This window comes from Archangium gephyra (assembly GCF_042230915.1).
GTDB lineage: Bacteria > Myxococcota > Myxococcia > Myxococcales > Myxococcaceae > Archangium > Archangium gephyra_B.
Map to the genome: position 1 here is coordinate 825,037 of NZ_CP102578.1, position 12,776 is coordinate 837,812.

11 protein-coding genes are annotated in these 12,776 nt (G+C 70.6%); 7 read left to right on the plus strand and 4 right to left on the minus strand.

Annotation, left to right across the window (positions count from 1 at the left end; all coding sequences use genetic code 11):
* Positions 1 to 2: 2 nt before the first annotated feature.
* Entirely contained in the window at positions 3 to 2,381 is a 2,379-nt protein-coding gene (locus tag NR798_RS03430; protein WP_375769955.1) for an FdhF/YdeP family oxidoreductase, read from the minus strand.
* Positions 2,382 to 2,493: 112 nt separating this feature from the next.
* Between NR798_RS03430 and NR798_RS03435 the strand changes: the two genes are divergently transcribed.
* From NR798_RS03435 to NR798_RS03445, 3 genes are all read left to right on the plus strand, one after another.
* Positions 2,494 to 3,795: an AHH domain-containing protein gene (locus NR798_RS03435; RefSeq protein ID WP_375769956.1), complete on the plus strand. Its 1,302-nt coding sequence runs from the start codon at positions 2,494 to 2,496 to the stop codon at positions 3,793 to 3,795.
* 16 nt (positions 3,796 to 3,811) lie between these two features.
* Entirely contained in the window at positions 3,812 to 4,375 is a 564-nt protein-coding gene (locus NR798_RS03440) for an imm11 family protein (protein ID WP_375769957.1), read from the plus strand.
* 118 nt (positions 4,376 to 4,493) lie between these two features.
* A complete protein-coding gene (locus NR798_RS03445) occupies positions 4,494 to 5,180 on the plus strand; it encodes an endonuclease V (RefSeq protein WP_375769958.1) in 687 nt (228 codons plus the stop codon).
* 12 nt (positions 5,181 to 5,192) lie between these two features.
* Here the strand turns inward: NR798_RS03445 and NR798_RS03450 are convergent, their stop codons facing one another.
* A complete protein-coding gene (locus NR798_RS03450; protein WP_375769959.1) occupies positions 5,193 to 6,290 on the minus strand; it encodes an alpha/beta fold hydrolase in 1,098 nt (365 codons plus the stop codon).
* Between the two features lie 88 nt (positions 6,291 to 6,378).
* Complete coding sequence (locus tag NR798_RS03455) at positions 6,379 to 8,181, minus strand: OPT/YSL family transporter (protein WP_375769960.1); 1,803 nt, start codon at positions 8,179 to 8,181, stop codon at positions 6,379 to 6,381.
* A 74-nt stretch (positions 8,182 to 8,255) separates the two neighbouring features.
* Between NR798_RS03455 and NR798_RS03460 the strand changes: the two genes are divergently transcribed.
* Positions 8,256 to 8,948: a hypothetical protein gene (locus NR798_RS03460; protein WP_375769961.1), complete on the plus strand. Its 693-nt coding sequence runs from the start codon at positions 8,256 to 8,258 to the stop codon at positions 8,946 to 8,948.
* On the opposite strand, the gene NR798_RS03465 is transcribed toward NR798_RS03460, so the two are convergent.
* The gene (locus tag NR798_RS03465; RefSeq protein WP_375769962.1) at positions 8,945 to 9,541 is read right to left on the minus strand and encodes an HD family hydrolase; all 597 of its coding nucleotides are present in this window, start codon (positions 9,539 to 9,541) and stop codon (positions 8,945 to 8,947) included. The two genes, NR798_RS03460 and NR798_RS03465, sit on opposite strands and share 4 nt — an antisense overlap.
* Before the next feature lie 55 nt (positions 9,542 to 9,596).
* On the opposite strand from NR798_RS03465, the gene NR798_RS03470 reads away from it, so the two are divergent.
* The 3 genes from NR798_RS03470 (at position 9,597) to NR798_RS03480 (ending at position 12,721) form a co-directional block, all read left to right on the plus strand.
* Positions 9,597 to 10,448 (plus strand): RnfABCDGE type electron transport complex subunit D, encoded by an 852-nt coding sequence (locus NR798_RS03470; RefSeq protein ID WP_375769963.1) that lies wholly within the window; start codon positions 9,597 to 9,599, stop codon positions 10,446 to 10,448.
* Positions 10,418 to 11,764, plus strand: coding sequence for a DUF2330 domain-containing protein (locus NR798_RS03475; RefSeq protein WP_375769964.1), 1,347 nt, complete (start codon positions 10,418 to 10,420; stop codon positions 11,762 to 11,764). Before NR798_RS03470 ends, NR798_RS03475 begins: the two co-directional genes overlap by 31 nt.
* 102 nt (positions 11,765 to 11,866) lie before the next feature.
* A complete protein-coding gene (locus NR798_RS03480) occupies positions 11,867 to 12,721 on the plus strand; it encodes an efflux RND transporter periplasmic adaptor subunit (RefSeq protein ID WP_375769965.1) in 855 nt (284 codons plus the stop codon).
* Positions 12,722 to 12,776 lie beyond the last annotated feature (55 nt).

Consider the following 12,776-nt stretch of genomic DNA (forward strand, 5'->3'; position numbering starts at 1 on the left):
CGTCAGGGCGCGGAGGCCGCCAGCGCGGGCAGGTCCACCGAGGGCGAGAGGCTGATGATGACCGACTTGGACGTCGGCGTGCGGCTCTTCTCCGCGAAGCTGTCGAGCGGCACCAGCACGTTGGCCTCGGGGAAGTAGGTGGCCGCGCACCGCCGCGGGATGTCGTACGGCACCACCACGAACTTCCGCGCCACACGCCGCACGCCCTCGAAGTGGCTGGTGAGATCCACCACCTGTCCGGCCTCCACGCCGAGCGCCTTCATGTCCTCGGCGTTCAGCATCACCACGCGCCGCCCGTTGCGGATGCCCCGGTAGCGGTCATCCAGCCCGTACACCGTGGTGTTGTACTGGTCGTGCGTGCGAATGGTCATCATCAGGAGCTGCCCCGGCTCGAGCTTCAGCCGTGACATCTCGTGCACCGTGAAGTGCCCCTTGCCGCTCTGCGTGGTGAAGCGGCCCTCGCGCGGTCCGTTGGGCAGGGCGAAGCCGCCCGGCTCGCGCACCCGCCGGTTGAAGTCCTCGAAGCCCGGAACCACCCGCGAGATGAGGTCGCGGACGCGGTCGTAGTCCTCCACCAGCCACTCCCACCGCACCGCGCTGCGCGACCCGAGCACCGCCCGCGCGAGCTTCGCCACGAGCGCCGGCTCGCTGAGCAGGTGCTCCGAGGCGGGGGCCAGCGTCCCTCGCGAGGCGTGCACCACGCCCATCGAGTTCTCCACCGTGACGAACTGCGGGCCGCCCACCTGCACGTCGCTCTCGGTGCGGCCCAGGCACGGCAGGATGAGCGCGCGCTTGCCGGTGACGAGGTGCGCCCGGTTCAGCTTGGTGGACACGTGCACCGTCAGCCGCGTGCGGCGCAGGGCCTCGGCGGTGCGCTCGGTGTCGGGCGTGGCCGACAGGAAGTTGCCCCCCATGGCGAAGAAGACCTTCACCCGGCCCTCGTGCATGGCCTGGATGGTGGCCACCGTGTCGAGCCCGTGATGGCGCGGCGGCTCGAAGCCGAGCTCGCGGGACAGCGCGTCCAGGAACGCCGGCCGGGGCCGCTCCCAGATGCCCATGGTCCGGTCGCCCTGCACGTTGCTGTGGCCGCGCACCGGACACACCCCGGCGCCCGGCTTGCCAATGCTCCCGCGCAGCAGCGTCAGGTTGACGATCTCCTGGATGTTGCCCACCGCGTTGCGGTGCTGCGTGAGGCCCATGGCCCAGCACCAGATGATGCGGTCGGTGCCCGCCATCCACTCCGCGGTGGTCTCTATCTGCTCGCGAGACACACCGCTCTGCTCCACCACGTCCTCCCAGGACACGGTGCCGAGGTGCGCCGCATAGGCCTCGTAACCGAGCGTCCTGCCCTCCACGAAGTTCCGCGCCACCACCGTGCCCGGCTGCTTCGCCTCGCGCTCCAGCAGGGCCTTGCCCAGTCCCTGGAGCAGCGCCACGTCGCCGTTGATGCGCACCTGGAGGAAGAGGTCCGCCAGCGGCGTGCCCGAGCCGAGGATGCCGCGCACGGCCTGCGGGTGCTTGAAGCGCTGCAGGCCCGGCTCCGGCAGGGGGTTGATGCTGACGATGCGGCAGCCCTGGCGTTTGGCGGCCTCGAGCGCCGTGAGCATGCGCGGGTGGTTGGTGCCCGGGTTCTGCCCGATGACGATGATGAGCTGGGCCTTCTCGAAGTCCTCCAGCGTCACCGTGCCCTTGCCGATGCCGATGGTTTCGAGAAGGGCCGTGCCGCTCGACTCGTGGCACATGTTGGAGCAGTCCGGCAGGTTGTTGGTGCCGAACTGCCGCACGAAGAGCTGGTAGAGGAAGGCCGCCTCGTTGCTCGTGCGCCCCGAGGTGTAGAAGCACGCCTCGTCCGGCGAGCCGAGCGCGTTCAGCTCTCCGGAGATGAGGGTGAAGGCCTCGTCCCAGGAGATGGGCGCGTAGTGCGAGGCCCCCTCGCGCAGCACCATGGGGTGCGTGAGCCGGCCCTGCTTGCCCAGCCAGTGGTCCGTCTGCGCGGCCAGGTCCACCAGGCTCCACTGGCGGAAGAAGTCCGGCGTCACCCGCGCCGTGGTGGCCTCCTCCGCGATGGCCTTCGCGCCGTTCTCGCAGAACTCGAAGGGCGTACGGTGCTTCGGGTCCGGCCATGCGCAGCCCGGGCAGTCGAAGCCGTGCGTCTGGTTCACCTTCAGCAGCGTCTGGGTGCCACGGACGGGCCCCATCTCGCCAAAGACGTGCTTCATCGCGGACACCACGGCGGGCACGCCGCCCGCGGATGCCGAGGGGGCACCGACGCGCAGGGGCTCGGGCGTGGTGGGGGGCTGGGCGCTCGGGAGCGTCTCCGGCCGGGCGGGAGTGTCCGACTGGGACTCCGCCGCCTGCTCCTGCCGCATCGCTTCCGCCATGGTGTCCTCCTGCTGGCCCGGGCACGCGGGGGGCCGCGGCCGACGGGGCGCTGGAGTCTACCTCCCCGGCTGGTTGGTGGGGCAAAGAGCGCTCGTGCATGCTCGCCAGGACATGAAGAGAGCGCTCTCGTTGTTGAGCCTGGCCGTGGTGCTGGGCTTCGTCCTTCCCTCCTGTGCGACCGCCCCGGAGGCCGTCCCCGCCGAGGTGCGTCCACGGGGGGAGCCGAAGGCCGTGAAGGTGAGCGAGCTGCCCGGAGGCCAGCTGAGGCTTGCCTTCGAGCCAGTGGCTCCCGACCCGGCGCTGGCGCGGGTGAGGGTGGAGGAGGCGCGGGCGGTGCTCGCGGCCTTCCATGCGTCCTTCCCGCCAGAAGCGGGGCGCCGGTTCCGGCTGGTGCGGACCTCGACGGTGCCGGAGCCCGAGGAGTGGGAGCGGCGGCTGCGCGAGGAGTTCGTGGCCCGCTACGGCCCGCCCGGGATGCCCCTGCCCGGGTCACTGGAGACGAGCCCTGTCTTGCTGGCCCTGAAGCTGTCTCCCCGCTACATGGGTGAGGGTGTGCGGGAAGCGGCGAGGGAGCTGTTCAGCTCGCGCGTCTTCCTCACCAGTGTGACGCTGTCGGTGCTGGTGTACTTCAGCGCGTGGCTGGCGCCCGAGCCGTTATTCACCAAGGCCTTCGTGGCGACGTGGACCCTGCGGCTGGCGCTGGCGGTGGGGGCGTGGGAACTCGGTCAGTTCGCGCGGGCTTGCGCGAGGCTGTACCAGGAGGCCGAGGCGGCGAGGACGGTGGAGGAGTTGGAGGCGGTGGCCGAGCGCTTCGGCAAGGCGGTGGGAGGCACGGGGCTGAGGGTGATGATGCTGGTGGCCAGCATGGGAGTGGCCAGGGGGTTGCCCGAGGTTCCTACAGGAGGACTCGGGGCCTTGCTGCGTGCGCCCCGGTTCGCGTTGCCCGGCGGAATGACGGTGGACGGGGCGGCGACGGTGCAGATGGTGGCGGATGGCACCGTCATCGTGACGGGCGTGGCGGCGGGTACGGCGGCGGCTTCCGCCGTGGGCGGTGCCTGCACGGATGGCTCCGAAAGCCAGGAGGGTTACCACTGGCACCACCTGGCCACGAACAAGAACGACATCTCGGCGCGGTCCGGTGGCCCCTGGACGCCTGTGTTCGAGGAAATCTTCGCCAAGGCGGGCATAAGCCTGGATGCACCGGGGAACCTCGTCTACCTCAAGGGGCACAAAGGCCCTCACCCAGAGGAGTATCATCAAGAGGTATTCCAGAGGCTCCAGCGGGCGCTCGGACAGTGCCGGAGCACGGCGCAATGCAGAGCCTTTCTGATGGAGGCACTCGAGTCGCTCGCGGAGGAAGTCTGCACGGACGGATCCCGGCTCCATCGGCTGTTGACGAAATCCCAGGACTGAATCAAGAGCGCGAGCGATGAGTGGCTATTTCGAGCTGTCCAGCAACATGCGTATCCCCGGGCGTTGGATGCTGAAGAGCCCCGTGGACGAGCATGGTCAGGAAGTAGAGCCCTGGCAGTTCAGCGAGGGCCGTGTCCTCGCGCTCCAGTCGCAGCTTCGGCTTCCTGTGTCGCTGCCCGGGCGTGAGCTCGACTTCAGCGTCACGGGACTTGGTGTCGTGGTCGTGCATGGCCGTGTCGCCCAGCTCTTCACGCGCATGGGCATTGACGGAGTCCAGTTCCTCCCAGCCCGGGTGGCGGGCCACAGCGAGCCCTATTTCATCCTCAATGCCTTGCGTGTCTGTCGATGTATCGATGACGCCCGCTGCGAGGAGGTCCGGTATTGGAAGCCCGAGGATGGGCAGCCGGAGAAGGTGGGGGAGTACCGGGTTGTCGCGGGCCTGCGCATCGATCCCAAGAAGGTGGGAGACGCCCGTATCTTCCGCCCCTGGGGCTGGCCGGTGGCCCTCCTCATCTCCGAGGACCTCAAGCAGGCCCTGGAGGCGGAGGGCATCACGGGCACGCGGTTCGTCGAGGTGTGACACGCGCACGTCACAGGTACACGGGCCGCTGGTGCGAGCGCACCGGGTGACCTAATCTCCGAGGTCGGCTGCGGCGGCCAACTCCATAAGGAGGGTCGCGCATGGCCTCGGAGGGTGGATGGAGCTCGTGCCGCTGCATGGATGGAACCTCTCACCGAAACAGGCGGTGGCCCTGCAGCGCGAGCTGCGCGAGCGCCTGATACTGCGTCCGCCCCCGGGGCTGAAGGTGGAGCGGGTAGCGGGTGCGGACATCTCCATGAGCCGTGGCGAGGACACCGCCTACGGAGGGCTCGTGGTGTTGGACGCGGGGACGCTGGAGCCGGTGGCGAAGGTGAGTGCCGCGGTGAAGCTGCTCTTCCCCTATGTCCCGGGGCTGTTGTCCTTCCGGGAGCTGCCGGTGCTCTCGGAGGCGTGGGCCCGGCTGAACGTACGGCCGGACGTGCTCATCTTCGACGGACAGGGGACGGCGCACCCCCGGCGCTTCGGGCTGGCGTGCCATGGCGGGCTGCTCTTCGGCGTGCCCTCCATCGGCTGTGCCAAGTCGCTGCTGGTGGGCGGGCACGGCCCCCTGGGCGCCGAGCGCGGCTCGGTGGCGGAGATCACCCACGCCGGTGAGGTCGTGGGCATGGCGGTGCGCACGCGTGACAACGTGCTGCCCGTCTACGTCTCGCCCGGACACATGATGGACCTGCCCACCGCCGTCGAGCTGGTGCTGCGGGTGACGTCCCGCTACCGCGAGCCGGAGACGACGCGGCACGCGCACCGCCTGGTGAACGAGGTGCGCCGCTCGGCCAGGGGGCAGTAGCGGGAGCGCGCCTCAGTGCAGCAGGGCCTCGGTCCGCACCTCGGCGGTGGCGCGCACCTGCTCGTTGAGGATGGCGTTGAACCTGCCGGGCTCCTCGAACGGTGGGGAGTGCCCGGAGTGCTCGAACCAGAGCAGCGTCTTGCGCGGGGCCTCCAGCTTGTCGAAGTAGCGCACGGCGAGCTCCGAGGGCGTCACGTAGTCCTCGCGCCCGAGCAGGAACCAGACGGGCACCTCCAGCCGGGGCACCTGTGCCTCCAGGTCCAGCCCGGCCAGCTGCGGGTACACGTGTGGAAACGCCTCCCGCATGCCCATGAAGAAGTGCACCTTGTCGCGCAGCGAGTACTCGGGCGCCGTGAGCACCGAGGAGAGCAGTTCGGGCAGCAGTCCCCTGCGGCCGGCGTGGCGGCTCGCGAGCGAAATCAGCGTCAGGTACCGCTGGGCCATGTCCGGGCCGGTGTAGGGGGGCGGGCCGATGCGCGCCAGCTTCGCGAGGGCGCGGTGGTCCCCGTACCGCATCGCCAGCTCGTAGGCGCGCAGGTGGCTGAGGGTGTCGCTCTCCAGGAAGTTCACCTTCTGGCCCGTGCCGATATACGCGTGGATGCGCTCGGGGCGGCGCTGTGCCAGCAGGACGCCGAGGATGCTGCCCCACGAGTGGCCCACGACGAACACCTTCTGCTGGGAGAAGCGGGTCGTCAGCAGCTCGAGCAGCTCGCTGGCGTCGGAGACGAACCGCTCCACCGTGAGGCCGTCCGTGTCCTTCCGGGCGGCGTAGGACTTGGCGGCGCCGCGCTGGTCCCACTGCACGACGAGGAAGTGGTCCTCCAGGGGCGCGTTGAAGTGGCGCACCCAGGGCATTTCGGAGCCGCCCGGGCCTCCCGACAGGAAGAGCAGCAGCGGGTTGTGGAGGCTCCGCCCGCGCAGGAGCAGCCACTGGTCCACGCCGCCGAGCCGTACCTGCTCCAGCGAGGCGATTCCCTCGGACACGGGCCGTCCCCGCGCGTCCCGGATGCGGGGCGTGGAGCCCTGGCTGCTCCACAACCTGGCACCCAGGGCCACGAGCGGAAGCCCCACTCCCGCTCCAGCGAGGATGCGTCGGGTCGAACGTTCCATGGCACTCCTCCTCGCCACCAAAGCTAGTCACGGAGCCGCCTGCCCACCGCGCTGGCGGCTTGGACCTCGGGCAGCAGGGGAGGCGGACTCAGGAGGAGGCGCTGAGGGCGAGCAGGACGGCCAGGCTCACCAGGCTCTCGCCCGCGATGAGGCCCGAGGCCAGCGGCACCGTAGCGGCGTCCGCGAGCGCGGGCCTCGCGCGGGCCAGGAGCGCCGCGGCCACCGCGCCGAGGAAGACGGACAGGGAGGTGGAGGCCGGCAGCACGAAGGCGATGCCCAGGGCGATGGGCGAGGGGACGAAGCGCCGGGCGCGCTCGGGGGCGAAGCGCTCCAGGAGGACGAGCACCACGCCCAGCAGCGCGCCCACGAGGGCCCCCCAGCGCGACGCGTCCGGCAGGCCCGCCAGGCCCGAGGAGAGCACGCGCGCCACGCCGGCCACGATGAAGCCTGGGGGCGCGGGGAAGCGCTCCTCGGAGATGGCCGAGACGTCCGGCACCAGCAGGTAGAAGACGGGGACGATGAGGGCCGAGCCGACGACGCAGCCCCAGAGCTGGGCGAGGAAGGTCTGCCGGGGCGCGGCGCCGAGCAGGGAGCCCGCCTTCACGTCTGTGAGCAGATCCGCGCTGGAGGCGGCGATGTTGCCGGAGAGGCTCGCCGCCATGGAGTTGGCCAGCGTGTTGCCCGGCATGAGCACGCCGAAGGCGAGCTGCGCGACGTGCCCCAGCGGCCCCGAGGGAGTCATGTCCGTCTCCCCCGTCGCCCGGCACGCCACCGCCGCGAGGGCGAAGGAGAGCAGTACCCCCAGCAGGCCGAGCGGGAAGGGAATGCCGAAGGCCACCGCGCCCACCGTGACGAGCCCCAGGGAGAGCAGCGCCACCCCGGCGAGGAACCACGTGCGGGGGACATCCGCCGCCGCGGGCAGCTCGCCCGGGGTCCGGCGTATGTCGAGCAGTGCGCCGAACGTGCGCCGCAGCAGCCCGCGTTGGAGCGCCAGGTGGGCGAAGGAGGCGCTCGTCACCAGCGCGGCGCCCGGCCACATGCTCCACTTGATGATGCCGAAGTAGCCCGTCTCCGCGAGGAGGCCATGCGCATGCAGCCAGGGGGCGAGGCCGCCGAAACACACGAGCGCGCCGAGCAGCAGCGAGGCCCCGGTGCGCAGGCCCACGAGGGCGCCGGTGCCCAGCGGCAGGAGCATCAGCTCCACGGAGAAGGTGAGCTCCGGCAGCGGCACGCCGAGCAGGGCGCCCGGCAGGGCGAGGGCGGAGGGGAACCACTGGAGCCCATCGCGCGCGAAGGCGAGGAGGCCCGCGCCGAGCGCTCCCACGCCGAGGGCCCGCGCGCCGCTGCGGCCCGCGGAGTCCCCGGCGTGCAGCGAGCGCGCCACCGAGGCGGCGGCCATGCCCGAGGGGAAGGGGAGGGGCTCGTGGCGGATGAAGGCGCGCTGCATGGGCAGGGCGAGCACGACGCCGAGCGCGGAGCTGAGGAGCGTCCACAGCAGCAGGGCCCAGAGGGGAGGATGGTGGCCGGCGAGCAGCAGCCAGGCCACGCTGGCGGTGACGAGGGTGCCGCCGGTGGAGTAGCCCGCGGAGGAGGCGGCGGACTGCATGGCGCTCGTCTCGCGGAGGCTGAGGGGCGGCCCGAAGCGCGTGGGGCTCAGCCGCAGCAGGGCTCGTTGCAGCCCCAGCCCGACGACACAGGCGATGAGGGCGGCGGGGAAGGCCAGGCCCGTCTTCAACCCCACGTAGAGGTTGGACAGGCACATGAGGGCGCCGATGAGGCTGCCGAGCGCGAGCGCGCGCGGGGTGAGGGCCGAGGGGGGCTCTCCGGCTCGTGGCGGCTGTGCTTCGGGAGCGGCGGGTGCCGCCTTGGCCTCGTCTCTTGCTACGCCCACCGGCATGTCCCCAGGATAGCGGGCCGCTCCTCCCCCTACCAATGACCCGTTCCCGCTCCCTTCCGTTGCTCTCGGTGGCACTCCTGCTGGGCCCGGGGTGCACCACGGTGGTGCCCCTGCAGACGGCCTCGACGGTCCCCCGGGGAACCTGGCGGCTGGGCGGGCAGGCGGCGGTGTCGCCGTGGTGCGGCCTGTCGCGGGACGTGGCCAACCGCTGCGCCTTCCTGCCCGAGGGCACGCCGCTGCCGGAGGTGCGGCTGCAGGGGCGCACGGGGATGGCGGAGGCAACGGACATGGGCGTGTCGCTCTTCGCGTCCGCGGAGGTGCCCGCGGGCCTTGGGCCGGTGGTGCGCGGGGGCGTGTACGTGGACGGCAAGCGCGAGCTGCTCTCGCGCGAGCTGGGCGGGGAGCGGAGGCAGGTGGTGTCGGTGGCGCCGGGCGTGGGACTGGCGCTCACGCCGGTGGTGCCGAGAGGTGGGCCCGCGCCGGACGTGGACGTGGCGCTGCCGGTGCTCTTCGGGCACCAGACGGAGGGCTGGGAGTGGGTGGCGGGAGCACAGGTGCTCGAGCGCTTCCAGTGGCGGATGGCGGAGGCGGACCCGGAGCAGCGCTGGCGAGCGCGCACGGAGGTGGGGCTCACGGCGGGCGTCTTCAGCCGCGGCCTGGCGAGGACGGCGTACCAGCTCTCCTATGTGGCGCCGGTGGACCGGCTGTCGGGCGGACGCCTCACGTTCGGCTTCGGGCTGGTGTTCGACGTGACGCCCTAAATGCCGGGCCGCAGCTTCTCCAGCTCGGCGAGCACGGTCTTCAGCTCGGGAGTCTCCAGGGCCTTGTGCACCGAGGTGAAGAACTGCGAGAGGTCCCCCGCGCCCTGGTGCTCGTAGATGGTGGCCTGCAGGCCCATCTCCAGCCGGTCCACCTGGCGCACCAGCCGGGCCTCGAAGGAGGTGCCGTGCTCGTACTCCTCCCACAGCGCGAGGTACTCGGCGCCGCGTGGCAGCTTGGCGAGGATGCGCTGCACGGCCTGTTGCTCGCGCTGGAGCTTCTCCTCGCGGCTCACCTGGTCATGGGGGGTGATGTCCCCGGCGTAGGCCTCGCCCAGGTCGTGTAGCAGCGCGATGCGCACCACCTTCGAGGCGTCCGCCTCGGGGAAGTAGCTGTCGGCGAGGAACAGGCTCAGCAGCGCCACGCCGAATGAATGCTCGGCGACACTCTCACAGCGCTCCCGGGCGAGGCCCACGCGCAACCACCCCTGCCGGTAGAGCTGCTTGAGGTGGTTGAGCTCGAAGTACGCCTCGATGAGGGCGAGGGTGCTCCGGCCCTGGAGGAAGGCAATGGGGGCAGCGGCCTTGGTCTGCATGGACCGCCATGGTAGCCCGTAGACCTTTTGGGGCGGGTCGGGCGTTGATGGGGACATGCCGCTCGCCGACGCCCTCCCCCGCGACCCGCGCTACCTCCAGATCGCCTTCCTCTCGTCCTTCCTGGTGGCGGGCGTGGGGTGGTTGGGCTTCGACATTCCCGTCTGGCAGCCCCCCCTCATCATCCTCACCGCGTGCGTGACGCAGTGGGCCATGACGCGCCTGTTCCGGACGCCGCCGGTGGGGTACCTCTCGCCGCTCATCACCTCGCTGGGGCTGTCGCTGCTGTTGCGCACCGATGCCTTCTGGGTGGGGCCCTTCGCCGCCGCGGTGGCCATCTCCGGCAAGTTCGTCCTGCGCACGCGCGGCAAGCACCTCTTCAACCCCACCAACCTGGGCCTCGTGGTGGCCATGCTGCTCACCTCGCACGCGTGGTGCTCGCCCAGCCAGTGGGGGCACAGTGGTGCGCTGCTGGGGTGGTTCGCGGCCTTCGGCCTGGCGGTGGCGCACCGCTCGTTCCGCTCGGACGTGAGCCTGGCCTTCCTGGGCTCCTGGGTGCTGCTCAAGGCGGCGCGCATCTTCTACCTGGGCGCGCCCTGGGCCAGCCTCCAGCACCAGCTGTCCGCCGGGGGCCTCATCCTCTTCACCTTCTTCATGATCTCCGACCCGAAGACGACGCCGGACCACCGGGTGGGCCGCGTCCTCTACGCCGTCTTCGTGGCCGGGCTGGCCTTCTTCCTGCTGCACGGCCTGTGGTGGCAGAACGCGCTCATTTGGGCGCTCTGCCTGACGTCTCCCCTCACTCCCCTCATCGACCGTGTCCTGCCCTCCGGCCGCTTCCAATGGCCGGGAGGCGGGGTTCCGGAAAGGAACGACGCATGCGTTTCCGTCTCCTCGCAGCCGGCCTGACGGCTGGCTTCATGACCCTCGCCGCGCCCGCCGCCGAGGCCTTCTGCGGCTTCTACGTGGGCAAGGCCGACACGAGCCTCTTCAACGAGGCCTCGCAGGTGGTGATGGTGCGTGATGGGGAGCGCACCGTGCTCACCATGTCCAACGACTACAAGGGCGAGCTCACCGACTTCGCCCTGGTGGTGCCCGTGCCGGTGGTGCTCAAGCGCGAGCAGATCCACGTAGGCGAGCGCAAGTACGTGGAGCGGCTGGATGCGTACTCCGCGCCGCGGCTGGTGGAGTACTTCGACGAGGACCCGTGCGCCCCGCAGGTGGCGTACGAGGATGCCATTCCGTCGATGGCACCCACAGCCGCGGGGGCGCCGATGGCTGAGATGCGGCGCAAGAGCCTGGGCGTGACGGTGGAGGCCGAGTACACCATTGGCGAGTACGACATCGTCCTGCTGTCGGCGAAGGAGTCGTCGGGGCTGGAGACGTGGCTGCGCGAGAGTGGCTACAAGATTCCGCCGCGGGCCGCGAAGGCGCTGGAGCCGTACATCAAGCAGGACATGAAGTTCTTCGTGGCCAAGGTGAACCTGAAGGAGCACAAGGCCAAGGGCTTCAACTACCTGCGGCCGCTGCAGATGGCCTACGAGTCGAAGAAGTTCATGCTGCCCATCCGCCTGGGCATGGCGAATGCGAGGGGGCCGCAGGACCTGGTCATCTACGCCATGACGCGGCAGGGGCGGGTGGAGTCCTCCAACTACCGCACGGTGAAGATTCCCAGCGACATGGACATCCCCGTGTTCGTGAAGAATGAGTTCAAGCAGTTCTACCCGGCGCTCTTCGAGAAGGCGCACGCACGCGAGGAGAAGCGCGCCCTCTTCACCGAGTATGTCTGGGACATGGGGTGGTGCGACCCGTGCGCGGCGGATCCACTGAGCCCGGAGGAGCTGAGGGCGCTCGGGGTGTTCTGGCTGGACGGGCAGGATCCCAACATGGGAGGGGGCTCGCAGGTGGTGCTCACGCGCCTGCACGCGCGCTACGACGGAGAGCACTTCCCCGAGGACCTGGTGTTCCAGGAGACGAGCGACCGGCAGAACTTCCAGGCGCGCTACGTGCTGCGGCACGCCTTCAAGGGGGCGCTGACGTGTGATGCGGGCAAGCAGTACCTGCGCGAGCTGGACAAGCGGCACCAGCAGGAGGCGGAGACGCTGGCGAACCTCACTGGCTGGGAGCTGGGCACCATCACGAAGAAGATGGGGGACGACGCGCCCGGGAAGAAGGCCGGGGGAGCGAAGCCGCCGGAGCCCTGGTACAAGCGGCTCTGGCAGTGAGGCGGGGGCAAGGGGAACCTGCCTGCTCGTCCCACGGCCAGCAGGTGCGCGGATGACCTATCCAGGGTGGCACGCGCGGGCGGATACTGGGGACGCATGGTCGTGTCTGCTCGATGGACTTTGGCGTTGTGGCTGCTCGTCGCGCGGCAGGTCTCCGCGGCCTCCCCTCCCAGTGAGGCGCGGGAGGCCGCGCGCGAGGAGCTGCTGGTGGGGGTGGTGGCCTCCAGCCAGTCGCTCGACCTCGCGCCGTTGATCGACGGACGGCTGGAGCAGGTGAAGGTGAACCTGGGCGAGCGGGTGCAGGTGGGCCAGGTGGTCGCTTCGCTGGAATCGCGCATGTACCAGCTCGAGCTGTCCATGCGTCAGGCCAACCTGAAGGCGGCCGACGCCGAACACGCTCGCGCGCTCCTGCTGCTCGAGCAGGCGAAGAAGAAGCTGCAACGGGAGCAGAAGATCCGGGACCTCACGGCGGCCGAGGACGTGGAGAAGGCCGAGAACGAGGTCCAGCTCGCCACGGTGAACGTGGACATGGCCAAGGCGAAGCTCGCCGAGGCGCAGGCCCAGGCGGCCATCGCCACCGAGAACGTGGAGCAGACCCGCATCCGCGCCCCCTTCACCGGCACCGTCTCGGAGCTCTACCTCCAGCCCGGCACGCTGGTGAACCGCGCCACCCCCGTGCTGCGGCTCGTCCGCGAGGAGCTGCGGCTGCGCTTCGCCATCCCGGAGGCGCTCGCCACCACCATCCGCCAGGGCACCGAGGTGCGCGTATGGGTGAAGGGCCTGGGCACGCCGGTGCAGGGCGTGGTGGATCGCCTCTCGCCGGAGTTGGATCCCACCTCGCGCCACCTGCGTGCCGAGGCCCGCCTGGTCATCTCCGAGGCCATGCGGGGACGGTTGCCCATCGGCATGGTGGTGGACGTGGGGGTCGTCTCCAAGGCGAGCCCTTCAGGGAAGTGACCGAAGGGGCTCGGTGCTCCCTCTCCCGAGGGGAGAGGGGAACTCTTCGCGGACT

Bases quoted from the DNA above. Each gene is read 5' to 3' on its own strand.
- NR798_RS03445 (WP_375769958.1), top strand. From the start codon at position 4,494: ATGGAGCTCGTGCCGCTGCATGGATGGAACCTCTCACCGAAACAGGCG.
- NR798_RS03465 (WP_375769962.1), bottom strand. From the start codon at position 9,541: ATGCAGACCAAGGCCGCTGCCCCCATTGCCTTCCTCCAGGGCCGGAGC.
- NR798_RS03470 (WP_375769963.1), top strand. From the start codon at position 9,597: ATGCCGCTCGCCGACGCCCTCCCCCGCGACCCGCGCTACCTCCAGATC.
- NR798_RS03435 (WP_375769956.1), top strand. From the start codon at position 2,494: ATGAAGAGAGCGCTCTCGTTGTTGAGCCTGGCCGTGGTGCTGGGCTTC.
- NR798_RS03430 (WP_375769955.1), bottom strand. From the start codon at position 2,381: ATGGCGGAAGCGATGCGGCAGGAGCAGGCGGCGGAGTCCCAGTCGGAC.
- NR798_RS03475 (WP_375769964.1), top strand. From the start codon at position 10,418: ATGCGTTTCCGTCTCCTCGCAGCCGGCCTGACGGCTGGCTTCATGACC.
- NR798_RS03440 (WP_375769957.1), top strand. From the start codon at position 3,812: ATGAGTGGCTATTTCGAGCTGTCCAGCAACATGCGTATCCCCGGGCGT.
- NR798_RS03450 (WP_375769959.1), bottom strand. From the start codon at position 6,290: ATGGAACGTTCGACCCGACGCATCCTCGCTGGAGCGGGAGTGGGGCTT.